This is a genomic window from Bradyrhizobium yuanmingense (assembly GCF_029167105.1).
GTDB classification, from domain to species: Bacteria; Pseudomonadota; Alphaproteobacteria; order Rhizobiales; family Xanthobacteraceae; genus Bradyrhizobium; species Bradyrhizobium yuanmingense_A.
Window position 1 is genome coordinate 7,501 of record NZ_JARFML010000034.1, and the last position, 23,964, is coordinate 31,464.

A 23,964-nucleotide genomic window follows, 5' to 3' on the forward strand; every position below is an offset into this window, starting at 1 on the left:
GCGACGCCGTGTTGATCGCGGCCTGATAATGCTTCGGCAGCGCGTTCCACTTCTCGAGGTTCATGACGTTGTGGCCCTGGCCGGTGCCTTCCCACCAGCCGGGATAATAATAGTACTTTGCCACCTTCACGAAGCCGAGCTTCTCGTCGTCATAGGGACCGACCCACTCCGCCGCGTCGATCGTCCCCTTCTCCAGCGCCGGATAGATGTCGCCGGCCGCGATCTGCTGCGGCACGCCGCCGACCTTGGCGATGATCGTGCCGGCGAAGCCGCCGACGCGGAATTTCAGGCCCTTGAGATCATCGACGGTCTTGATCTCCTTGCGGAACCAGCCGCCCATCTGAGCCCCGGTCGAGCCGGTCGGCACGCCGATCGCCTTGTGCTCCTTCAAGAGATCGTTGAGCATGTCCTGACCGCCGCCCCACAACAGCCAGGAGATGTGCTGACGTGTGTTGAGGCCGAACGGCAGTGATGTGCCGAAGGTGAAGGCTGGATTCTTGCCCCAATAATAATAGAGCGCGGTGTTGCCCATCTCGACCGTGCCGTTCGAGACGGCGTCGAGCACCTGCAGGCCCGGCACGATTTCACCGGCCGCAAACGGCTGAATCTGGAAGCGGTTGTCGGTGATCTCCGCGACGCGCTTGCAGAAATATTCGCAGCCGCCATAGAGCGTATCGAGTGACTTCGGCCAGCTCGCCGCCAGCCTCCATTTCACCTCGGGCATCGATTGCGCGATCGCCGGCGCAGCGACTGCACTTGCGGCAAGGCCCAGCCCGCCTGCCGTCAGGAATTTACGACGTTCCATGGTATCCCTCCTGTGATGTCGTGTCCTCGACGAGGGATGGCGGTCTTGCTGCCGCTTTCGTCTCCGCCGGTGGCCGACGTTTCTTGATGTCCGAAATTCAGTATTCCCGGATCGTGGTCAGGATGACCAAAGGGGAACCGCAAATCAAGCGCACTTTGGTTGTGGAGCCGCCAACGGTCGATCAATGCTGCGGTGCGAACGCGGCTTCCATGGCCTTGCGCGTCTTCACCGTTTCGTTGCCGGAGTCGAATTCGACATCGCTCCAGCGTACCAACGTGCCATGGGCGATGTCGTGCTTAAGCTTGAGGCGATGTGCGAGCCCGATCGGCAGGGCGCCGGCCTTGAGGCTCGCGGCCGCCGGTATCAGCTTGCCCCATACCGTGTAGCCGCCTTCGCCGTCGAGCATCTCCCCGGCACGCAAGTTACGTTTGGCCACGGCGGCGATGTCGCCGCGGAAGCCGTAAGGCTGCCCGGTGGGCTCGCCCCGCAGCGCGGCCGACAGCACCGAGATGTTCAGCTCGAGCCCGATCAGGTGATACGGCTTGTACATGGCGGCGAAGCGTCCGCTGGCATCGGTCTTCAGTCCATATTGCCGGAAGCAGTCGGCGGCATAGTCGCTCGGTGCTTCCAGCACGACATAGACGCCCCAGCGCAGGTCGCGAAACACCGGCCTGCCGTCGCGCTCGAGCGAGGAGACGACTTCGACGACACCGGACCGCTCCAGCACGCCGCCGCGCGAGCGCGGCCGCATGATGTGCGGCAGATCGTCGACGCCGCACGGCGGAAACGCCAGGCCCTCCGCGGGCACGTCGAGGCCGCAGGCATTGGCGATTGCGGCCATCTCGATCGCCGATTTGGTGCCGTCGAGGAAAGAGTTGAACATCTGCGGATTCATGCCGGCCGACTGCGCTTCGCCCGCGGTCAGGCCGTAATGCTGCCAGACCCCGTCGGGCGTCACGTCGTGATAGGCGGGCAGGTACTTCGTGCCCTTGCCGGCGGCAACGACGTGAAATCCTGTGGCGCGGGCCCAATCGACCATCTCCGCCGTCAGGGCCGGCTGGTCGCCATAAGCGAGCGAATAGACCACGCCGGCTTTGCGCGCTTCCTCGGCGAGCAGCGGGCCCGCCAGCACGTCGGCCTCGACATTCACCATCACGATATGCTTGCCCGCCGCGATCGCGGCGCGCGCGTGGCGGATGCCGACGGCGGGATTACCGGTCGCTTCCACCACCACGTCCATGGCGCCGCCGGCGACGGCGCGCACGCCGTCATCGGTGAACACGGTCGCGGCGATGCGCTCGGCGTCCCAGCCGACGGTGCGGCAGGCCTCGCGCGCGCGGTCGCGGTCGATGTCGACGATGATGGGCACCTCCAGCCCCGGCGTGTGCGGCACCTGTGCGAGGAACATCGAGCCGAACTTGCCGGCGCCGATCAGCGCGACGCGAACGGGCTTGCCGGCGGATGCGCGGGCTTGCAGGAGGCGGAAGAGGTTCATGTTTATTTTTCCAGTGATACGGAAGTCGTGAGAGGCATGTCTCTATCAGCTCGTCATGGCCGGGCTTGACCCGGCCATCCACGTCTTCCTGCCGGCGAACACGTCAAGACGTGGATGCCCGGGTCAAGCCCGGGCATGACGACTGAGAATGTTGCACGAGACCTGTTTCACTCCGCCGCCTGGCGCGGTGCCCGTGCCAGCCGCAGCAGCGCGTCGTCGTCCACCGTCTTGATCGGCGTGAAATCGCGATGCGCGATGTAGTCCGGCCGCGTCGGTGTACGGATATGGTTCGAAACCGCGTTCAGCGTCAGGTACACGATCTTGCGCGGATAGGGTGTGATGTTGCCGCTGGAGCCGTGCACGAGATTGCCGTGGAACATCAGCATGCCGCCCGGCTTGCCGGTGGGCGCGACGATGCCGCCCTGCTTGACGAGGCGCGTCACCGTGTCCTCGTCCAGCGTCCATAGCGGATAAGAGGTGGTGGCGAGGTCATGCGAAGCCTCGAGATCGCCGGCGTTCTGGCTGCGCGGCACCAGCATCAGGGGACCGTTGATCGGCATCACCTCGTCGAGGAAGATTGCGATGTTCATCGCCCGCGGCTCCGGCATGCCGTCGTCGCGCTTCCAGGTGCCGTAATCCTGGTGCCATTGCCAGACGTCGCCGGTGAAGGCCGATTTGGCGTTGATCTTGAACTGGTGCATGTAGACGGGCTCGCCGAACAATTGCTCGACCGGCTCGATCATGCGCGGATGCGCGCCGAGGATTGCGAACGCCTCGTTGTAGAGATGCGCGGCAAAGGCCGTGCGCGGCGCGCCGCTCTTCTCGCGCCAGACCTCCGGCCGGTTGGCCTCGTAAATAGTGACCGCCTCGCGCGCGAGCAGGTCGACCTCCTCCTGGGCGAACAATTCGGGCAGGAACAGCCAGCCCTCGCGGTGGAAGAACTCCAATTGCTCCTGAGACAGTTTCATGGGTCGTCCTCCTGTTGCATTGTTTTTGTCATTCCGGGGCGCGACGAAGTCGCGAGCTACGGTGCGCAATTGCGCACCTGAGAATCCATTCATCTACAGTCTCTGCCGCTCAATGGATTCCGGGTTCACGCTTCGCGTGCCCCGGAATGACGGTGCAAATGGCTACGCCGCCTCTTCCGTCGCCCGCAATCTCTCCTCGGTCATCCGTCCCGCCGTCTGCGCGTGCGCGAGCGCGGCGCGTTCGGCCGCTTTCGCGTTGCCGCTGAGAATGTGTCCGGCAATATCGGCATGCTCTGCCCAGGCGCTGGCGCGATAATCGAGCTCGGAGAGCACCGTCGCCATCGAGCGCCGCATGTGCGGCCATTGCGGCGCCATGGTCTCCTCGATCACTGGATTGCCGGCGAGTTGATAGATTGCGCGGTGAAAATCGACATCGAGCGTGATGAGCTCGGATAGAATCGTGTTGCGGTCGCTGCGGCGCCCGGCGGCGAGCGCTGCCTCCAGTCGCGCGCGTCCCGCCGCGTCGCTGGCCGCGCGCGGAGCGGCAAGCCCGGCCGCGAGCGCGTCGATGGCGCCGCGCACCTCGTAGAGCTGGCGGATGCGCGCGGGATCGAGCTGCGTCACCTCAAAGCCGCGGCGGCCGCTCTCTGCAACCAGGCCCTGCCGATGCAACAGATGCAGCGCATGCGACACCGGCTGGCGCGACACGCCGAGCCGATCGGCGAGCTCGTTCTGCCGGATGCGTTGGCCGGGCTGAAGCGTGCGGTCGGAGATCGCCTCCAGGATCCGCGCATAGACCTGGTCGATCAGGTTCGGGAGCGGGTCGAGAGGGATCACGCCGGCAGCTCCAGAAGAACGAAGGAATACGGAATTCCGTATTCGAGCTTACGTGAAAGCGCCAAGAGTTTCAAGTGGTATCATGAAACCGCAGAAAACTCCTTCACTGCCCGGCCAAGCTATTGATTTTGCTGGCGCCCTCTACTGTGCATGGGGTTGTTTTCGAGAGAATACGAATCTCCAGAGGCTGCCGTGAGAGCGCCTACTCCGTCAGGAATCTGCTCACCACCTCGCCGAACTCGAGCGGCGCCTGCTCGAACATCCAGTGGCCGGCGTTCGCGATCACCGCCGTCTGGGCGCCCGCGATGTGCGCGGCCAGCACGCGCCACATCACCGACAGGCTGCCGGTGGTGGCGCTGCCGCCGATCAGCAGCGTCGGCGTCCTGATCGCCTGCGCATCGCCGAGCGTGTAGGGCCGGCGCTGCTCGTTGATCTGGCCGAGGAAGGTCAGCGCATTGTCGCGCAGTTGCTGCTTGGCCGCAGCCGGCACGCGCCGCCAGGAGCCGTCGCCCTCGATGCCTTCGTAGAAATTCTGCAGCGCGCCTTCGATATCGCCGGCGCGGATCATCTCGACCGATCGCGCGGTGCGGGCCGCGATGGGCGGATGCGCGGGCGTGCCTTCCGGCACAGGGAGCGATGCGTCGAGATCGCCGCCGGGCTCGGCCAGCACCAGCTTGCGCAACAGATCAGGCCGCGCCTGCGCCACGCGGAAGGCGATGTGTCCGCCGCGCGAATGGCCCATCAGGTCGACGGGGCCGGGCTTGACCTGCGCGATGAAGGCGATCGTATCGGCAACGTGCTGCGCCATCTTGTAGTCGTCGCCGACGGCGTCCCAATGCTCGGGAAAGAAGTGCCGCAGACTCACCGCGATCACGCGATGGGATTTCGACAGCGGACCGAGCACCGAATACCAGGTGCGGAAGTCGCCGAGTGTGCCGTGTACGCAGACCAGCGGCGGGCCCTCACCGACTTCGAGATAGGCCATGTCGTAACCGGTGACGCGGAAGCTTTGCATGGTCAGCTTGCCAGAAAATCCAAAACCACTTCGGAGAATTTCTGCGGCGCCTGCTCGAACATCGGATGCGTCGCGTTCGGGATGATCGCCGTCTTGGAATAGGGCACATGCGCGGCCAGCGCATGCAGCACTTTCGGCAAGAGGCCCTTGGTTCGCGCGCCCAGGATGAACAGCGTCGGCATCTTGATCGCCTCTGCGTCCGCCCTGGAGAACGGCGGGCGGCTGTCGCGGACCTGGCCGATCAGGGTATAGGCGTTGTCGCGCAGATTCTGCTTCACCATCGCGGGCAATCGCGGCCAGGTGCCATGGCCTTCCAGCGTGTCGACGAAGACGGCGAGCCCGCCGTCGACATCGCCGGCCGCGATCTTCTCGGCCGAGGCCGTGAAGCGCGCCAGCAGTGGCGAGGGGCCGCCGACGTAATCCGGATCAAGGCTCGCATCGAGCTCGCCCCCGGGCTCGGCCAGGATCAGCCGGCGAAGCAGGTCGGGTCGCTGCTGCGCCACGCGGAAGCAGATGTGCCCGCCGCGGGAATGGCCCATCAGGTCGACCGGTCCGAGATCGAGCTTGTCGATGAAGGCGACGACGTCGCTGGCGTGCTGCGCGATCGAATAGGTGGCACCCACGCCGTCCCATCGCTCCGGGAAGAAATGCCGCAGGCTGACGGCGATCACCCGGTGGCGCTGCGTCAACGGCCCCAGCACGCAGCCCCAGACGCGGAAGTCATTCAGCGATCCATGCACGCAGACCAGAGGCGGGCGGCCCCTGTCCTCGCCCACGTCGAGATAGGGCATGTCGTAACCGTTGACGTGGAGGCTCTGCATTATGGACTCGCGGGAGAGGATTGGAACGCCTGTGCAAGATTCCCGGAAACCGGGTGGATCGCAACTATTTCCAAGCCTAGATTTGGCGCGAGAAGAAAGTGGGGCCTGCAACGAAAGCAATCCAGGAACCAAGCCATGACCGACCAGCATTTTGCCCTGTTCGACACCAGGATCGGCCTGTGTGCCATCGCCTGGGGCCCGCGGGGCATCAACGGCACGCAATTGCCGATGGGCGGCGAGCAGAAGATCCGCACCCGCATCAGCCAGCGTCACGCCGACGCCGTCGAGACCGAGCCGACCGCCGAGGTGCAACAGGCGATCGACCGCATGACAAAACTTCTCGCGGGCGAGCCGGATGATCTCACGGATATCCCGCTCGACCTCGACGGCGTGCCCGAGTTCAATCGCGGCGTCTACGAGATCGCCCGTGCCATTCCACCCGGCAAGACCATCACCTATGGCGACATCGCCAAGCAGCTCGGCGGCGTCCAGCTCTCGCGCGACGTCGGCCAGGCGCTCGGCCGCAACCCGTGCCCGATCGTCGTGCCCTGCCACCGCGTGCTCGCCGCCGGCAACAAGCCCGGCGGCTTCTCCGCCAATGGCGGCGTGGTCACGAAGCTGAAGATGCTCGAGATCGAAGGCGCGCTGGTGAACCACACGCCGAGTTTGTTCGATTGAGGATGCGAAAGCTTGCTCGGCGTCATGGCCGGGCTTGACCCGGCCATCCACGTCTTCCCTCGCAGTACAAAGAACGTGGATGCCCGGGACAAGCCCGGGCACGAGGGGGTTGGGAGCGGCCGCTCGCCCTAAATCTTCGCCGCCGTCTTCGGCCAGTATTTGTCGCGCAAATGCCGCTTCACCAGCTTGCCGGTCGGCGTGCGCGGCAGCTCGGCTTCGAAATCGATCGAGCGCGGGCACTTGATCGCGGAGAGGCGGCTCTTGCAATAGGCGATCAGATCGGCCTCCAGCGCCTTGCCGGCGCGGCTCATGTCGTGCGGCTGCACCACCGCCTTGACCTCTTCGCCCATCTCCTCGTTCGGCACCCCGAACACCGCGACGTCGGCGACCTCGGGGTGCGTGATCAGCACGTCCTCGGTCTCCTGCGGATAGATGTTCACCCCGCCGGAGATGATCATGTAGGACTTGCGGTCGGTGAGATAGAGGAAGCCGTCCTTGTCGAGATAGCCGACATCGCCGAGCGTCGACCATCCCTTGGCGTTGTAGGCCTTCTTCGTCTTCTCGGGATCATTGTGATAGGTGAAGGCGGGCGCGTCGGCGAAATAGACGGTGCCGATCTCGCCGACCGGCTGCTCCTCGTCGTTCTCGTCGAGAATCTTGATCTTGCCGACCACGGCGCGGCCGACGCTGCCGCGATGCTCCAGCCATTGCTGCGAGTTGCAGACGGTGACGCCGTTCCCTTCAGACCCGGCGTAATACTCGATCAGGATCGGTCCCCACCATTCGATCATCTTCGCCTTGACGTCGACCGGGCAGGGCGCTGCGGCGTGGATGGCGCCCTTCAGGCTGGAAACGTCGTATTTGGCGCGCACCTCGTCCGGCAGCTTCAGCATGCGCACGAACATGGTCGGCACCAGCTGCGATTGCGTCACCTTGTACTTCTCGACCAACCTCAGGAACTCTTCGGCATCGAAGTGCTCCATGATGATGGAGGTGCCGCCGAGCACGATCGCCATCATGTTGAACCGCAAGGGCGCCGCGTGATAGAGCGGCGCCGGCGACAGATAGATGCTCTCCGCGTTCACGCCGCACATGTCGGCACAGAGCACGCGCAGGAAGGCGTTCGGCACGTCGATCCTGTTGCCTTCGAACGCCTTCTTGATTCCCTTCGGGCGGCCGGTGGTGCCCGACGAATACAGCATGTCGTAGCCAGCGACCTCGTCGGCGATCGGTGTCGTCGGCTGCGCGGCGGCTTCCTTGTCGTAGGAGCGGAAGCCGGGCAGGGGGTCGTCCATCATGTAGAAGATCGGCTCCCCTAGCGCGCCCCTGATCAGGCCCTTGATCTGATCGGCGCATTTCGGCGTGGTGATCACGACCTTGGCGCCGCAATCGGCGATGATGTAGTCGATCTCGTCCTGCTTCAGGTAGCGGCTGATCGCGGTGTAATAGAGCCCGCTGCGCTGTGCCGCCCAGCACAGCTCCATGAAGGCGAGGCGGTTCTCCATCAACAGCGCGATGTGGTCGCCGGCCTTGAGGCCGAGCGAGCGGAACAGATGCGCGCCCTGGTTCGAAAGCTCGTCGAGCTCGCGATAGGTGATCGCCTTGCCGGTCCCGGCCATCTGGTAGGCGATCTTGTCGGGCGTCGTCTTGGCGTGGATACAGGGGTGGGTCATGGCGTTTCCTCAAAACGCGAATGGCGAGTAGCGAGTGGCGAATAGGGAAGAAGGGCAAACCGCTCCTCTCCTACTCACGATCCGCTACTCGCCACTCACTGCTCGCTTTTGTTTTTCTTACAGCCGCTCCACGATCGTCACGTTGGCCATGCCGCCGCCCTCGCACATGGTCTGCAGGCCGTAGCGCTTGCCGCGCTGGTGCAGGGCGTGGACCAGCGTCGTCATCAGCTTGGTGCCGGAGCCGCCGAGCGGATGGCCGAGCGCGATGGCGCCGCCGTTGACGTTGAGACGCTCCGGGTCGGCGCCGGTGGTCTTCAGCCAGGCGGTCGGCACCGAGGCGAAGGCCTCGTTGACCTCGAACAGGTCGATGTCGCCGATCTTCATGCCGGCCTTCTCCAGCGCGCGCTTGGTGGCGTGCAGGGGAGCATCGAGCATGATCACGGGATCGCCGCCCGTCATGGTCATGTGATGGATGCGGGCGAGCGGCTTGACGCCGAGCTGCTTCAGGCCCTTCTCGTTCACCACCATGACGCCGGAGGCGCCGTCGCAGATCTGGCTGGCGCTGGCCGCAGTCAGCTTGCCGTTCTCGGCGATCAGCTTGACGCCCTTGATGCCGTCGAGCGTGACATCGAAGCGGATACCTTCGTCGATGTGGTGGGTGTCCTTGCTGCCGTCGGCACGGGTGATCTCGAGCGGCACGATCTCCTTCTTGAAGTGACCTCCTTGCGTCGCCGCGATCGCGCGCTGATGGCTGTCGTAGGAGTACTGGTCGAGCTCATCCTTGGAGAGGCCGTACTTCTCGGCCATCATCTCCGCGCCGGTGAACTGGCTGAACACGATGTTCGGATACTTCTTCTCGATGCCCGGGCTCTTGTAATTGCCAAAGCCATTCTTGGCCGGAAGCTGCGACGACAGGCCCATCGGCACCCGCGTCATGGATTCCACTCCGGCGGCGATCACGACGTCCATCGCACCCGACATCACCGCCTGCGCGGCGAAGTGCAGCGCTTGCTGCGAGGAGCCGCACTGGCGGTCGATCGAGGTGCCCGGCACGCTCTCCGGAAGCTTCGAGGCCATGATCGCGTTGCGCGCGACGTTGTTGGACTGCTCGCCGACCTGCATCACGCAACCCATGATCACGTCCTCGACCTGGGCCGGGTCGACCTTGGTACGGTCAACCAGCTCGTCCAGCACCTTCGCGGCGAGATCGGCCGGATGCCAGCCGGCGAGGCGGCCCCCCTTGCGCCCGCCGGCGGTACGCGCAGCGGCGACGATGTAAGCCTCGGCCATTCGGTCTCTCCCATGATTGTTTTGGATTGGGTTGTCGGGGCGGATTTAAGGGGCGGACCATCGTTTAGTCAATCGATCAATTAACTCTTGTGATGAGGCGCTGCATGCGCTTATCTGCGCCCCGCTTCCAGCGGCCAAACAGGGATCTCCGTGTCGACCAGCGTACCGAACAGGCTCCCCAGCGGGAAAAATTCCACGGCAGAGAAATTGCTGGTGGCCGCGAGCGAGCTGATGATCGAACGCTCCTCGATCGAGATCTCGCTGTCCGACATTGCGCAGAAGTCGGGCGCCAACGCCGCGCTGGTCAAATACCACTTCGGCAACAAGGACGGCCTGTTGCTGGCGCTGCTGGCGCGGGATGCCGCGACCGAGATGACCAACCTCGAATATCTGCTGGCGCAGCCGATCACGTCGACGGCGAAGCTGAAGCTGCACATCGCCGGCATCATCCGTGCCTATCACCGGTTCCCCTATATGAACCGGCTGATCCACTATCTCTTGCACGAAACCAGTGCGAGCTCTGCCGACGAAGTCTCGAAATTCTTCGTTGCGCCGCTGCTGGATTTCCACCGCCGCCTACTAGCCGAAGGCGTCAGCCGCGGCGAATTCCGCCAGACCGATCCGGTGCTGTTCTACACCAGCCTGATCGGCGCCTGCGATCACCTGTTCTTCGGCCGGCACGCGATGTCCCGCGCGACGGGCGTCGGCCCGGTCACCGACGATGTCTGCCGGCAATACATCAAGCACATGGAAACGCTGATCTGCGGCGGCATCCTCACGCAAGCCGGGGAAGCGGCCGCGGCCGGATAGTCCGGCCGTCACTTCACAAGTCCAGAGAAGAAACGCCCAAGGAAAGGTACACGCGATGCAGTTGAAAGACGTAGCCGTTCTCATCACCGGCGGTGGTTCGGGCCTTGGTGCCGCGACCGCCCGCGCCATGGCGGCCAAGGGCGCCAAGATCGGCGTGATCGACCAGAGCAAGGAAAACGCCGAGAAGGTGGCTGCCGAAGTGAAGGGCGTCGCGCTGCATGCCGACGTCACCAGCGAGGAGCAGATCAAGGCGGCGATCGCCAAGGCCGAAGCCGCACACGGCGTCGCCCGCGTGCTGATGAACTGCGCCGGCATCGGCGGCTCGCAGCGCATCGTCGGTCGTGACGGTGTCTATCCGCTGGAAAAGTTCGCGCGCATCATCAACGTCAACCTGATAGGCACGTTCAACTGCCTGCGTCTGTTCGCCGAGCGCCTCGTCACTGCGGAGCCCATCGGAGAAGAGCGCGGCGTCATCATCAACACCGCCTCGGTTGCGGCCTACGAAGGCCAGATCGGCCAGATCGCCTATTCGGCGTCAAAGGGCGGCGTCGTCGGCCTCACGCTGCCGGCCGCGCGCGATCTCGCCAGCCAGAAGATCCGCGTCAACACCATTGCACCCGGCCTGTTCTTCACGCCGCTGCTGATGGGCTTGAACGAAGAGGCGCGCAAGAGCCTCGGCGCCCAGGTGCCGCATCCTTCGCGTCTCGGCGATGCCAACGAATACGGCATGCTCGCGGTGCACATCGTCGAAAACCCGATGTTGAACGGCGAGACCATCCGCCTCGACGGTGCCATCCGCATGGCGCCAAGGTAGGTACTTTCTTCCTTCTCCCCTTGTGGGAGAAGGTGGCATAAGCGGCCTTCGGCCGCCGTCCTTAAAAGGACGCCGAAGCGAAGCTTCGGCTATGGCGCCGGATGAGGGGTTGTCTCCACAATCTCATCTGTGGAGGCAGACCCCTCACCCAAGCGAGTGTGCGGCTAGCGATTTACATGCCCTCTCCCACAAGGGGGAGAGGGCGCAGCCAATCGGCGCCGCGACCCGCGGCAAGCACGAGGCCCCCATGTCCCAACCGCTGCTGATCGAACACAACGACGGCGTCGACCGGGTGACGCTCAATCGGCCCGAGCACCTCAACGCCCTCGATCCCGCGCTGATCGAAGCGCTCAACGACTATTTCCAAGGCTTGCAACGCAATCGCGACACCCGCGTCGTCGTGCTCAAGGGCGCCGGCAGGAATTTTTGTGCCGGCCTCGATCTCAAGGCTGCGATGGCGCGCCGGGCCGGACAGCAGGAGCCACCCGGCGTCACGGAGTCGCTGGATTCGCAGCGGCGCATCGCCGACATCGTGATGCTGATGCGGCGCTGTCCGCAGCCGATCCTGGCGCTGGTGCAGGGCGCGGCCGCCGGCGGCGGCTTCGCGCTGGCACTGGCGTCCGACATCCGTATCGCAACCAAGTCAGCGCGGATGAACTGCGCCTTCATCAAGCTCGGTCTCGGCGGCTGCGACATCGGCACCAGCTATTTTCTGCCGCGCCTCGTCGGCGTCTCCGTCGCATCCGAGCTGATCCTCACCGGGCGCTTCATCGGAGCGGAGCGCGCGCTCGCGGTCGGTCTCGTCTCGGAGGTCGTGGACGAGGACAAGCTCGACGACGCGGCCGCGCCTTACGTCGAGGCGATGTTGACGGCCTCGCCCGTGGGCCTGCGGCTATCCAAGGAATGTCTCAACATGAGCGTCGATGCCGGCTCGCTGGAAGCTGCGATCGCGATGGAGGATCGCAACCAGGTCCTGTGCAGCCGCTCGGAAGAGTTTTCGGAAGGCATCAGGGCCTTCCTTGAGAAGCGAAAGCCTGTCTATATCAGGCGCTGAACGATGAAGATCCGCAAAGGACAGTAATTCCGGGAGACGCAAAATGAGTGGAAGCGCGGCGGCGGTGATGACGAAGCCCGCCTTTCGCAAGGTCCAGTGGCTCGCGCGCGACATCGACGTCGAGCGCCGCGGCGACGGCACGGTGGTGCTGAAATCGCGCATTCCGCTGCAGCCTTATGAGAAGCACATCCCGGCGTCGCTGGCGAAATGGGCGAAGGAAGCGCCCGAACGCATCTGGCTGGCACAGCGCGGCGGTGCGAACCGCGAATGGCGCAAGGTGTCCTATGGCGAAGCCAAGCGCATCGTGGACGCGCTGACGCAAGGCCTGCTCAATCTCGAGCTCGAGGGCCGGCCCGTCACGATCCTCTCCGGCAATTCGATCGAGCATGCACTGATGACGCAGGCCGCAATGCAGGCGCGCGTCCCGGCAGCGCCGGTGTCGCCGGCCTACTCCTTGATGAGCCACGATCACGTCAAGCTCAAGTACCTGTTCGACCTGATCAAGCCGGCCGTGCTGATGGTGCAGGACGGCCCGACCTTCGAAAGGGCGCTGAAGGCGCTCGATCTCAGCGGCGTCACCGTGGTTCACGTTGCGCGGCCCTGCGAGGGCATCAAGAGCGTCAGCTTCGCCGAGCTCGCGGCAACGCCTGTCACGGCCGATGTCGAGGCCTCGATTGCGAAGATCACGCCGCAGACCGTCGGCAAGCTGCTGTTCACGTCGGGCTCGACCGGCATGCCCAAGGCCGTCATCAACACGCAGGAGATGATGTGCGCCAATGCAGCCATGATGATGCAGGTGCGGCCGCGCGATCCGAACGGGCCGATCTCGACCATGCTGGACTGGATGCCCTGGAACCACACCATGGGCGGCAATGCCGCGTTCCACCCGATCCTGGTCGACGGCGGCACGCTCTATATCGATGACGGAAGGCCGATGCCGGGCCAGTTCGAGGAGACGCTGCGAAACCTGCGCGAGATCTCGCCGACTTATTACGCCAACGTGCCGGCCGGCTACGCCGCTCTCGCCGCCGCCATGGAGAAGGACGACGCGCTCTGCCGCTCGTTCTTCAAGAACCTTGCGATCATGGCCTATGGCGGTGCGCGGCTGCCCGACGATCTCTATGAGCGCATGCAGACGCTGGCGGTAAAGACCACCGGCGAGCGCATCGTGTTCTACACGGGCTGGGGTTCGACTGAGACCGCGCCGACCTCGACCGGCACCTATTGGGACACCGAGCGCGTCGGCCTGATCGGCCTGCCGTTTCCCGGCGTCGAGTTGAAGATGGTGCCCTGCGGCTCGAAGTACGAATTGCGCCTGCGCGGCGTCAACGTCACGCCCGGCTATTTCGGCCAGCCGGAGCTGACCAGGAAGATGTTCGACGAGGAAGGTTTCTACTGCATCGGCGATGCCGGCATCTTCGTCGACGATGCCGATCCGGTGCAAGGCATCATCTTTGCCGGCCGCGTGGTGGAAGACTTCAAGCTCACCACGGGCACATTCGTGCATGTCGGCTCGCTGCGGACCGATGCGATCGCGGCCGCCACGCCTGTCGTGCACGACGCGCTGGTCGCGGGGCAGGATCGTCCCTTCATTGGTCTGTTGGCCTGGCCGAACCTGCACGCCTGCCGCCAGCTGGTCGGCAATCCCGATCTGAGTTTTGCCGATGCGGTGAGACATCCCGAGGTGATCGCCTGCTTCAAGCGCGGCCTGGAAGCCCACAACCGGGAGTGCGAAGGCGCCAGCAGCCGTATCATCGCGCGCGCGATGCTGATGGTCGAGCCGCCCTCGATCGACGGCAACGAGCTCACCGACAAGGGCTACATCAACCAGCGCGCCGGCCTGGAACGCCGCGCGGCGCTGGTGGAGCGGCTCTATGCGGACGCGCCGGATGAAGATGTGATCGTGCTGAAATGAGCGCTCAACTCTCTCACCTCGTCATTCCGGGATGCGCCGCGAGGCGCAGGCCCGGAATCCATAACCCCGGCTTGTGGCTATGGATTCCGGGCTCGCGCTACGCGCGCCCCGGAATGACGGTGCCAATAATTGACAACGAATAAACAAAGGTAGCCCGCCATGAACTTCGATTTCTCCGACGATCAAAAACAGCTCCGCGACCAGGCGCGCAAGTTCCTCACTGAAAAATGCTCGCCCAAGGCGGTGCGTGTCGTGCTCGACGGCAAGGCGCCGTATGACAAGGAGCTGTGGAAAGGCCTCGCCGAGATGGGCTTCCTCGGTGTCGCCATTCCGGAGGAGTTCGGCGGCGCCGGCGCCGGTCATCTCGAGCTGTGCGTAATCGCGGAAGAAATGGGCCGGGCGAATGCGCCGGTGCCGTTCTCCTCGACCGTGTACCTCGCTGCCGAAGCGCTGCTGATCGCGGGCAGCGACGCGCAGAAGAAGAAATGGCTGCCGGCGATTGCTTCCGGGGAGGCCATCGGCACGCTGGCGCTGTTCGAGGGCAAGGGCAATCCGGCTCCGAAGAACGTCAAGCTGACGGCTGCGAACGGGGTGCTCAACGGCGTCAAGAAGCCGGTCGCCGACGGTGCGATCGCCGATTTTGCGGTGGTTGCCGCGCGCGCGGGATCGAGCGGGCGCGAGGCCGACATCTCGCTGTTTCTGGTCGATCTCAAAGCCGGCGGCGTCGAGGTCAAGAACCTCACCAATCTCGATCCGACCCGCGGGCAGGCCGAGATCACCTTCAAGGACGCCAAAGCCGAGCCGCTCGGCGCTGCGGGCGAAGGCTGGAGCATCCTCACCCAGGTGCTCGACCGCGCCGCGGTGCTGTGCGCGTTCGAGCAGGTCGGCGGCGCCGATCGCGCGCTCGAGATGGGGCGCGACTACGCGCTGGACCGCATCGCCTTCGGCCGGCAGATCGGCTCGTTCCAGGCCGTCAAGCACATGCTCGCCGACATGTACGTCTCGGCGACCCTGGCGCGCTCCAACAGCTATTACGGCGCCTGGGCGCTCTCGACGAATGCGGCCGAGCTGCCGGAAGCCGCCGCTGCTGCGCGCATCAGCGCGACGCAGGCGTTCCAGCACTGCGCCAAGAACAACATCCAGGTCCACGGCGGCATGGGCTTCACCTGGGAGTTCGACTGCCACATGTACTACCGCCGCGCCAACGCCATGGCGCTGGGCCTGGGCAGCCTCACTTATTGGGAAGATCAGCTGATCGATCGGATGCGGAAGAAGAACGCGGCGTAGTTCCTGTCGTCATTCCGGGGCGCCGCAAAGCGGCGAACCCGGAATCTCGAGATGAGGCCGTAACCTCTGGATTCCGGGTTCGATGCTTCGCATCGCCCCGGAATGACGGAAGAGAGAGAACATATGAACTTCGACGACACCCCGCAGGAAGCCGAGTTCCGCGCCACCGCCCGCGCCTGGATCAGCGCCAATGCACCTAAGCAATACGAGGAGGAGCTGCGCAAATCCTCGCTCGGCCGCACCGTGCTCAAGAACGCTGACATCCTCCAGGTCGCAAAAGCCTGGCAGAAGAAAAAGGCCGACGCTGGTTGGGCCTGCCTGCACTGGCCGAAGGAATATGGCGGCCGCGGCGCCTCGCCGATCGAGCGCGTGATCTGGCAGCAGGAGGAGGGGCCGTTCGGCCAGCTCTCCCGCATGTTCATCATCGGCCACGGCATGTGCGGGCCGACCATGATGGCGTTCGCGCGCGAGGAGCATAAGCGCACCTATCTGCCGCCGCTCGCCTCCGGCGAGAAGGTCTGGTGCCAGCTGTTCTCCGAGCCCGCCGGCGGCTCGGACGTTGCTGGCCTGCGCACGCGCGCGGAGAAGGACGGCGACGACTGGATCATCAACGGCCAGAAGATCTGGACCTCGGGCGCGCATTATTCCGACTACGGCATCCTGCTCACCCGCACCGATCCGACCGTGCCCAAGCACAAGGGCCTCACCATGTTCTTCCTGGACATGAAGAGCCCGGGCGTCGAGGTGCGGCCGATCAAGCAGGCGAGCGGCGCCTCCGACTTCAACGAGGTCTATTTCACCAATGTCCGCATCCCCGACCATCAGCGCCTCGGCGAGGTCGGTGACGGCTGGAACGTCTCGCTGACCACGCTGATGAACGAGCGCAGCGCGATCGGCGCGGCCGTGTCGACCGGCTTCCCCGAATTGTTCGAGTACTGCTCCAGCCTGATGCTCGACGACGGCCCGGCGATCGAGGATCGCGCGGTCCGCTCCAAGCTGGCGAACTGGGCGGTGAAGGCGAGCGGCCTGAAATACACCAGCATGCGCGCGATCTCGGCGCTGTCGAGGGGCGAACGCCCGGGGCCGGAGAACTCCATTGGCAAGCTGGTGGCCGGCTCCATGATCCAGGACGTCGCGACCTATGCACTCGATCTGCAGGGCGCGTCCGGCGTCGTCAGCGGCGAGGATGGCGAGCTGGCCGGCCGTTTCCAGGCCATGCTGCTGCGTGCGCCGGGTACGCGGGTCGAAGGCGGCACCGACGAGATCATGCGCAACATCATCGCCGAGCGCGTGTTGGGCCTGCCCGGCGACATCCGCGTCGACAAGGACGTGCCGTTCAACAAGATCCCGACGAAGGGAAGAAATTAGCCGTCATTCCGGGGCGGCTCGAAGAGCCGAACCCGGAATCTCGAAGTGAAAGATGCAAGTTCTAGCTTCCGGGTTCGCGCGTTGCGCGCCCCGGAATGACAAGAAAGGGAAGCGCCATGAATTTCGATGACACCCCGCAGGAAGCCGCGTTCCGTGAGACCGCGCGCAAATGGATCGAGGCCAATGCGCCGAAGGAACTGCATGGCGAGCTGTCAAAGTCCTCCCTCGGCCGCATCCGCCTTGCCAATCACGACATCGTCGATGTCGGCAAGGCCTGGCAGAAGAAGAAGTTCGAGGGCAATTGGGCCTGCCTGCACTGGCCGAAGGAGTATGGCGGCCGCGGCGCGACGCCGATCGAAAAGGTGATCTGGCAGCAGGAGGAGGGCGTCTACGGCAAGCTGACGCAGCCGTTCCAGATCGGCGAAGGCATGTGCGGCCCGACCGTGATGGCGTTCGGCAGCGAGGAGGCCAAGCGCCGTTACTTGCCGAAGCTCGCATCGGGCGAGGAGATCTGGTGCCAGCTGTTCTCCGAGCCGTCCGCCGGCTCCGATGTCGCAGGGCTTCGCACCCGTGCCGAGAAGAAAGGCGACAATTGGGTCGTCAACGGCCAGAAGATCTGGACCTCGGGCGCGCATTATTCCGACTACGGTCTATTGATCGCGCGCACCGATCCGAACGTGCCCAAGCACAAGGGCCTCACCATGTTCTTCCTGGACATGAAGAGCCCGGGCGTCGAGGTCAGGCCGATCAAGCAGGCCAACGGCATGCAGGAGTTCAACGAGGTCTATTTCACCGATGTGGTGATTCCCGACAGCCAGCGGCTGGGCACTGTGGGCGACGGCTGGAACGTCTCGCTGACCACGCTGATGAACGAGCGCATGTCGATCGGCGCGCGGCTCGCGACCGGCGTGCCTGAAATGTTCGAGTTCTGCTCCGATTTGATGCTGGAGGATGGCCTCGCCATCGACGATCCCGCCGTGCGCTCGAAGCTCGCCAGTTGGGCGGCCAAGTCGAACGGGCTGAAATACACCAGCTACCGCACGATCTCGGCGCTGTCGAAGGGCGAGCGGCCGGGTCCGGAGAATTCGATCGGCAAGCTGGTCTCGGGCATGATGCTGCAGGACATCGCGACTTACGCCATGGACCTGCAGGGCGCGGCCGGTGTTCTCACCGGCAACGACGAGGAAACGGCCCAGGGCCAATTCCAGCAGATGCTGCTGTCCTCGCCCTCGATGCGCATCGCCGGCGGCACCGATGAGATCCTGCGCAACATCATCGCCGAGCGCGTGCTGGGACTGCCCGGCGACATCCGCGTCGACAAGGACGTGCCGTTCAACAAGATCCCGACAAAGGGGCGGTGATCGCGCGCCGCGTGGCTATCCCAGGTGGGCAAAGGCGCACGGCGCCGTGCCCACCCTTGCCTGTTGCTCACTCCACCCCGATCGTCGTCAGGTCCTGGAACCAGTGCTGCGCCTGCACGAACTGCTTGATCTTCGGTGACAGCGCGTGCGGATTGGTGTCGTGGACGACCCACACCAGCGTGGCATCGTCCACGATCAGCGCATGCGCCTGCGCCAGCAATTGATCCTGCTTGGTGCTATCGAAAGTCTGCTTGGCCTCGTCGATCAGCGCGTCGACCTTCGGATTCTTGTAGCCGCCCCAATTGACGCCAACCGGCGCGATCTGGCCGGAATGGAAGAAGCGGACGATGGCGTAGAGCGGATCTGAGGTGACGTAGGCGATGTTGTTGGAGGTGATGCCGGCGTTCATCTCGTCGGCGGCGCCCTTGCGCCAATGCGTATAGAGCGTCTCCAGCTCGACCACCTTGAAGTCGATCTCGATGCCGATCTCCTTGAAGCTTTGCTGCAGGAATTCGTTCATCGGCAGCGACAGCATCTGGCCGGTGCCGCCTTGCGCGATGATGAAGGTGGTCTTCAGCGGCTTTGCTTTGGAATAGCCCGCTTCCTCCACCAGCTTCTTGGCGGCGGCGAGATCATATTTCAGCTCGAAGCTGGGCTTGCCGAACCACGGGCTCGACGGGTCGACCTGGCCCTTGGCGGGCTTGGCGAGGCCGTTCATCAGGCCGACGACTTCGTCGCGGTTGATCGCAAGATTCAGCGCCTTGCGCAGGCGGATGTCGGTCCAGGGCGAGCCCGGCAGCACGCTGAGGTGATAATTCCACACATGCGGCGTGACGTTGTCGACCAGCTTCATGCCGGCCGCCTTCAGCTGCGGCACGGCATCCGGCGCCGGCGTCTCGATCAGGTCGACCTGGCCGGCGAGCAGCGCATTGGTGCGCGTCAGCGCTTCCGGCATCGGCACCAGCACGATCTTGTCGACCTTCGGAATGCGCTTCTTGTTCCAATAGTCCGGATTTTTGCTGAGCTCGGCGAGCTCGCGCGGCACCAGCTTCGTCAGCTTGAACGGGCCGGTTCCGGAGGGCTGGCTGGCGAACTTGTCCCAATCCTTGCCGAGCTTTTCATATTGCGCCGGGCTCGAGACCAGGAACCACAGCATCTGATAGGGGAAGAAGGAATCCACCGTCTTGGTGGTGATCTCCACGGTGAAGTCGTCGATCTTGGCGTAGCTGGCGACGGAGGGGAGGCGGGTCTTCACCTGCGCGCTCTGCCGCTTGTCGAATTGCGGCGCCTTGTCGTTGAGCACCTTGTCGAGATTCCAGATCACCGCATCGGCGTTGAAATCGCTGCCGTCGTGAAACTTCACGCCCTTGCGCAGCGTGAAGCGCCACTTCGTCTTGTCGGCGTCGTCCACCTTCCATTCGGTGGCGAGGCCCGGCACCAGCTTGCCGGGGCGGTCGGCGACGTCCATCTCCCAGGCCACCAGCGGATCGTAGATCGTGTAGGCCGTGAACTGATAGGCGCCGGCGCCACGATCTGGCTGGCCGGTGGTGAGTGGAATATCCGCCATCGAGATGCCGTAGCGCACCATTGTTTCGGCGTGCGCCGTGATTGCGGACACCGCCAGTGCAAGCACGGCGAGACAGGTCGATAGACGAATACGCATGGCCTAAAGCTCCAGGGGGATCTGGGACCAAACCTGCAATCTTGATGCCAGAATAGGCAGCGCGCCGATTTCGCCCGTGCGTCATCACAAGGACTTGTCGTCGCAGGGGCAATTCGCAGAAAAAGTTTTCCCTTGGCATAGCCATTGCATACGATTGCATCAAAATTAATCATCGGAAGCCGGAAAGGGACTGAGGCGATGTTTATCAAGAACAACAACACACGGGCGGCGCTGATCGCGCTGTTGGCGCTGGGCAGCGCGGCCGCATGGCCGCGGGTGGCGGCTGCCGAAACTGTGCTGCGCATCGGCATGACTGCTGCCGATATTCCGCGCACGCTCGGCCAGCCCGATCAGGGTTTTGAGGGCAACCGCTTCACCGGCCTCACCATGTACGATGCGCTGACCAGCTGGGACCTGTCCTCTGCCGACAAGGCGAGCGTGGTGATCCCCGGCCTTGCCACCGAATGGAAGGTCGACGATGCCGACAAGACCAAGTGGACCTTCAAGCTGCGCCCCGGCGTCACCTTCCATGACGGCTCGCCGTTCAATGCCGATGCGGTGGTGTGGAATGTCGAGAAGGTGCTGAAGCAGGATGCGCCGCAATTCGACGCCAGCCAGGTCGGCGTCACGGCCTCGCGCATGCCGACGCTGGCCTCCGCGAAGAAGATCGACGACATGACCGTCGAGCTCACCACCAAGGAGCCCGACAGCTTCCTGCCGATCAACCTCACCAATCTGTTCATGGCGAGCCCTGCGAAGTGGCAGTCCTTCTACGACAAGGCCGAAGGCGCCGACGCCAAGGCGAAGTCGCAGGCCGCATGGACCGCCTTCGCCAAGAGCGCCTCGGGCACCGGCCCGTGGAAGATGGCGAGCTTCACCCCGCGCGAGCGGCTCGAGCTCGTCAAGAACCCGGACTACTGGAACAAGGCGCGCGTGCCCAAGGTCGACAAGATGGTGCTGCTGCCGATGCCGGAAGCCAACGCGCGCACCGCGGCGCTGCTGTCCGGCCAGGTCGATTGGGTCGAGGCGCCGGCACCGGACGCGCTGCCCGAGCTCAAGCAGCGCGGCTTCAAGCTCTACTCCAACGAGCAGCCGCACGTCTGGCCGTGGCAGTTCTCGCGCGTCGAGGGCTCGCCCTGGAACGACATCCGGGTGCGCAAGGCCGCGAACCTCTGCGTCGACCGCGAAGGCCTCAGGGACGGTCTGCTCGCGGGGCTGATGGTGCCGGCGTCCGGCACCTTCGAGCCCGGCCATCCCTGGCGCGGCAATCCCACCTTTCAGATCAAGTACGACAAGGCGGCTGCGCAAAAGTTGATGCAGGAGGCCGGCTACGGTCCTAACAAGAAGCTGACCGTGAAGACGCAGACGTCGGCGTCCGGCTCGGGCCAGATGCAGCCCTTGCCGATGAACGAGTATCTCCAGCAGGCGCTGGCCGAATGCTATTTCGACGTTCAGCTCGACGTCATCGAATGGAATACACTGTTCACCAACTGGCGCCGCGGCGCCAAGGATCCCAGCGCCAACGGCTCGCACGCGACCAACGTCACCTACGCGGCGATGGACCCGTTCTTCGCGCTGGTGCGCTTCCTGCAGTCGGGCATGGCGCCGCCGGTCTCGAACAATTGGGGCTTCATCAACAACCCCAAATTCGACGAGCTGGTGAAGAAGGCGCGTCAGACCTTCGATCCCGCCGCGCGCGACGCCGCACTCGCCGAATTGCACGCAGCCTCCGTGGATGACGCCGCCTTCCTCTACGTCGCCCATGACGTCGGCCCGCGCGCCATGAGCCCGAAGGTGACAGGCGTCGTGCAGCCGAAGAGCTGGTTCATCGACTTCTCGCCGGTGTCGATCGCGCAGTAAGGTGAGCACGCTCTATCGACGCGTCATGCCCGGGCTTGACCCGGGCATCCACGTCTTTCTTCCGTCATTCCGGATTCACCCTTCGGGTGCCCCGGAATGACGGCGCAAGCGGCGCGTGGATGGCCGGGTCAAGCCCGGCCATGACGATCCGCGAAGTCTACGCACTAACCTGAGTAACCCAACGTGCTCGCCTATATCGCCAGACGCATTGTCTACGTCGTCCCGATCGTCATCAGCGTCGCGCTGGTGTGCTTCCTGCTCGTGCACATCACGCCGGGCGATCCGCTGGTCGCCGTGCTGCCGGCCGACGCGTCGCAGGAGCTCGCCGCGCAGCTGCGCGCCGCCTACGGCTTCGACCGGCCGTTGCCGGTTCAGTTCGGCCTGTGGCTGTTGCGTGCCCTTCACGGCGATCTCGGCAATTCCATCGCGACGGGCCGTCCGGTGCTGGCCGAGGTCATGCGCGCGGTCGGCAACACCGTCACGCTCGCGATTGCCGCCGCCATCATCGGCTTCACCATGGGCGTCCTGCTCGGCCTGATCGCCGGCTATTTCCGCGAGACCTGGGTCGACAAGGTCGCGACCTCCTTTGCCATCGCCGGCGTCTCGGTGCCGCATTACTGGCTCGGCATGCTGCTCGTCATCATCTTCTCGGTCCAGCTGAACTGGCTGCCTGCGGTCGGCGCCGGGCCCAGTGGCTCCAACTCCTGGGCCTGGGATTGGGCGCATCTCAAATATCTCGTGCTGCCCGCGATCACGACGTCGGTGATCCCGATGGGCATCGTCACCCGCACCGTGCGTGCGCTCACCGGCGACATTCTCTCGCAGGATTTCGTCGAGGCCTTGCGCGCAAAAGGCCTGCACGAGCGCGGCGTGTTCCGCCACGTCATCAAGAACGCCGCGCCCACCGCGCTCGCGGTGATGGGGCTGCAGCTCGGCTACATGCTCGGTGGATCGATCCTGATCGAGACCGTGTTCTCCTGGCCGGGCTCGGGCTTCCTGCTCAACTCCGCGATCTTCCAGCGCGACCTGCCGCTGCTGCAGGGCACGATCCTGATCCTGGCGCTGTTCTTCGTCTTCCTCAATCTTCTGGTCGACATCGCCCAAGCCGCGATCGACCCGCGCATCAAGCGGGGCTGATGCAATGAGCCCAGCTGTTGCCAGGCAAACGGTGCGCTCCCTCCCCCGCCTGCGGGGGAGGGTTGGGGAGAGGGTGTTTCCGCTCGCGAGAACCCCCAAGAGGCGAAAGCCCTCACCCGTCGCTTCGCGACGACCTCTCCCGCAAGCGGGAGAGGTTAAGGGAGCCCGCAATTCGCACCGACTACACCCATACGCGACGGGAGCCAGCCGATGAGCGAGCTCCCGTTGTCCGCCACCGCCGATGCTGCGCTGCAGGCCGCGCCCGCCACCAAGGCGCGCGGCTATTGGGCGACCGTCGGCCGCCGCATCATGCGCGACAAGGTCAGCATGGCCTGCGCGCTGGTGCTGCTGCTGATCTTCCTGTCCGCGATCCTCGCGCCGTGGCTCGGTCTCGAGGATCCCTACAAGGGTTCGATGATCCGGCGGCTCCGCCACATCGGCACCACAGGCTATCCGCTCGGCACCGACGAGCTCGGCCGCGACATGCTGGCGCGGCTGATCTATGGCGGGCGCCTGTCGCTGGTCATCGGCATCCTGCCCGTGATCCTGGCCTTCTGCATCGGCACCTCGCTCGGCATCATCGCCGGCTATGTCGGCGGCAAGCTCAACACCGCGATCATGCGCACGGTGGACGTGTTCTACGCCTTCCCGTCGGTGCTGCTGGCGATCGCGATCTCCGGCGCGCTCGGCGCCGGCATCCTCAACTCCATCGTGGCGCTGACCATCGTGTTCGTGCCGCAGATCACCCGCGTCGCTGAGAGCGTCACCACCGGCGTGCGCAACATGGACTTCGTCGAGGCCGCCCGTGCCTCCGGCGCCGGCGCCTTCACCATCATGCGCGTCCACATCCTCGGCAACGTGCTCGGCGCGATCTTCGTCTATGCCACCAGCCTGATTTCGGTCTCGATGATCCTGGCCGCCGGTCTGTCCTTCCTCGGCCTCGGGACAAAACCGCCGGAGCCGGAATGGGGCCTGATGCTGAACACGCTGCGCACCGCGATCTACGTCAATCCCTGGGTCGCAGCCCTGCCGGGCGCGATGATCTTCGCGGTCTCGATCTGCTTCAATCTCCTTTCGGACGGCCTGCGCAGCGCCATGGACATCAGGAACTAG

Annotated in this window: 20 protein-coding genes (1 of these 20 only partly in view); 11 read left to right on the forward strand and 9 right to left on the reverse strand. The window is 64.7% G+C overall.

The window, feature by feature from the left end; all coding sequences use genetic code 11:
* The 6 genes from P0R31_RS32040 to P0R31_RS32065 form a co-directional block, all read right to left on the reverse strand.
* A protein-coding gene (locus P0R31_RS32040; RefSeq protein WP_275518566.1) for a TRAP transporter substrate-binding protein crosses the window boundary here: on the reverse strand, positions 1-805 show its 5' portion. It extends 284 nt beyond the left edge of the window; the window shows 805 of its 1,089 coding nt (coding positions 1-805); it begins with the start codon at positions 803-805; the stop codon falls past the left edge of the window.
* Between the two features lie 181 nt (positions 806-986).
* Positions 987-2,300, reverse strand: a complete 1,314-nt coding sequence (locus P0R31_RS32045) for an NAD(P)H-dependent oxidoreductase (RefSeq protein WP_275518567.1) — start codon at positions 2,298-2,300, stop codon at positions 987-989.
* Positions 2,301-2,467: 167 nt separating this feature from the next.
* Complete coding sequence (locus tag P0R31_RS32050; RefSeq protein WP_275518569.1) at positions 2,468-3,268, reverse strand: phytanoyl-CoA dioxygenase family protein; 801 nt, start codon at positions 3,266-3,268, stop codon at positions 2,468-2,470.
* Between the two features lie 162 nt (positions 3,269-3,430).
* Complete coding sequence (locus P0R31_RS32055) at positions 3,431-4,105, reverse strand: GntR family transcriptional regulator (RefSeq protein ID WP_275518570.1); 675 nt, start codon at positions 4,103-4,105, stop codon at positions 3,431-3,433.
* Between the two features lie 202 nt (positions 4,106-4,307).
* Positions 4,308-5,120 (reverse strand): alpha/beta fold hydrolase, encoded by an 813-nt coding sequence (locus P0R31_RS32060; RefSeq protein ID WP_275518571.1) that lies wholly within the window; start codon positions 5,118-5,120, stop codon positions 4,308-4,310.
* 2 nt (positions 5,121-5,122) lie between these two features.
* Positions 5,123-5,941, reverse strand: coding sequence for an alpha/beta fold hydrolase (locus P0R31_RS32065; protein WP_275518572.1), 819 nt, complete (start codon positions 5,939-5,941; stop codon positions 5,123-5,125).
* 135 nt (positions 5,942-6,076) lie between these two features.
* On the opposite strand from P0R31_RS32065, the gene P0R31_RS32070 reads away from it, so the two are divergent.
* A complete protein-coding gene (locus P0R31_RS32070; RefSeq protein ID WP_275518573.1) occupies positions 6,077-6,619 on the forward strand; it encodes a methylated-DNA--[protein]-cysteine S-methyltransferase in 543 nt (180 codons plus the stop codon).
* A 128-nt stretch (positions 6,620-6,747) separates the two neighbouring features.
* Here P0R31_RS32070 and P0R31_RS32075 read toward each other — a convergent pair whose 3' ends face one another.
* Complete coding sequence (locus tag P0R31_RS32075) at positions 6,748-8,292, reverse strand: acyl-CoA synthetase (RefSeq protein WP_275518574.1); 1,545 nt, start codon at positions 8,290-8,292, stop codon at positions 6,748-6,750.
* A 117-nt stretch (positions 8,293-8,409) separates the two neighbouring features.
* Complete coding sequence (locus tag P0R31_RS32080; protein ID WP_225149379.1) at positions 8,410-9,582, reverse strand: acetyl-CoA C-acetyltransferase; 1,173 nt, start codon at positions 9,580-9,582, stop codon at positions 8,410-8,412.
* 207 nt (positions 9,583-9,789) lie between these two features.
* Between P0R31_RS32080 and P0R31_RS32085 the strand changes: the two genes are divergently transcribed.
* The 7 genes from P0R31_RS32085 (at position 9,790) to P0R31_RS32115 (ending at position 18,191) form a co-directional block, all read left to right on the forward strand.
* Positions 9,790-10,392, forward strand: coding sequence for a TetR family transcriptional regulator (locus P0R31_RS32085; protein ID WP_275518576.1), 603 nt, complete (start codon positions 9,790-9,792; stop codon positions 10,390-10,392).
* Positions 10,393-10,447: 55 nt separating this feature from the next.
* Entirely contained in the window at positions 10,448-11,206 is a 759-nt protein-coding gene (locus P0R31_RS32090) for an SDR family NAD(P)-dependent oxidoreductase (protein WP_024337318.1), read from the forward strand.
* A 247-nt stretch (positions 11,207-11,453) separates the two neighbouring features.
* Positions 11,454-12,260: an enoyl-CoA hydratase/isomerase family protein gene (locus P0R31_RS32095; RefSeq protein ID WP_275518578.1), complete on the forward strand. Its 807-nt coding sequence runs from the start codon at positions 11,454-11,456 to the stop codon at positions 12,258-12,260.
* Positions 12,261-12,303: 43 nt separating this feature from the next.
* Complete coding sequence (locus P0R31_RS32100; protein WP_275518579.1) at positions 12,304-14,175, forward strand: AMP-binding protein; 1,872 nt, start codon at positions 12,304-12,306, stop codon at positions 14,173-14,175.
* Between the two features lie 159 nt (positions 14,176-14,334).
* Positions 14,335-15,462: an acyl-CoA dehydrogenase family protein gene (locus P0R31_RS32105; protein ID WP_275518580.1), complete on the forward strand. Its 1,128-nt coding sequence runs from the start codon at positions 14,335-14,337 to the stop codon at positions 15,460-15,462.
* Positions 15,463-15,585: 123 nt separating this feature from the next.
* Complete coding sequence (locus P0R31_RS32110; protein ID WP_275518582.1) at positions 15,586-16,830, forward strand: acyl-CoA dehydrogenase; 1,245 nt, start codon at positions 15,586-15,588, stop codon at positions 16,828-16,830.
* 116 nt (positions 16,831-16,946) lie between these two features.
* On the forward strand, positions 16,947-18,191 hold the full coding sequence (locus tag P0R31_RS32115) for an acyl-CoA dehydrogenase (RefSeq protein WP_275518583.1): 1,245 nt from the start codon (positions 16,947-16,949) through the stop codon (positions 18,189-18,191).
* Positions 18,192-18,258: 67 nt separating this feature from the next.
* Here P0R31_RS32115 and P0R31_RS32120 read toward each other — a convergent pair whose 3' ends face one another.
* On the reverse strand, positions 18,259-19,854 hold the full coding sequence (locus P0R31_RS32120) for an ABC transporter substrate-binding protein (protein ID WP_275518584.1): 1,596 nt from the start codon (positions 19,852-19,854) through the stop codon (positions 18,259-18,261).
* A 198-nt stretch (positions 19,855-20,052) separates the two neighbouring features.
* Here P0R31_RS32120 and P0R31_RS32125 point away from each other — a divergent pair, with 198 nt between their 5' ends.
* From P0R31_RS32125 to P0R31_RS32135, 3 genes are all read left to right on the forward strand, one after another.
* Positions 20,053-21,714, forward strand: a complete 1,662-nt coding sequence (locus tag P0R31_RS32125) for an ABC transporter substrate-binding protein (RefSeq protein ID WP_275518585.1) — start codon at positions 20,053-20,055, stop codon at positions 21,712-21,714.
* A 183-nt stretch (positions 21,715-21,897) separates the two neighbouring features.
* Entirely contained in the window at positions 21,898-22,851 is a 954-nt protein-coding gene (locus tag P0R31_RS32130) for an ABC transporter permease (RefSeq protein ID WP_275518586.1), read from the forward strand.
* A 210-nt stretch (positions 22,852-23,061) separates the two neighbouring features.
* Positions 23,062-23,964, forward strand: a complete 903-nt coding sequence (locus tag P0R31_RS32135) for an ABC transporter permease (protein WP_057028343.1) — start codon at positions 23,062-23,064, stop codon at positions 23,962-23,964.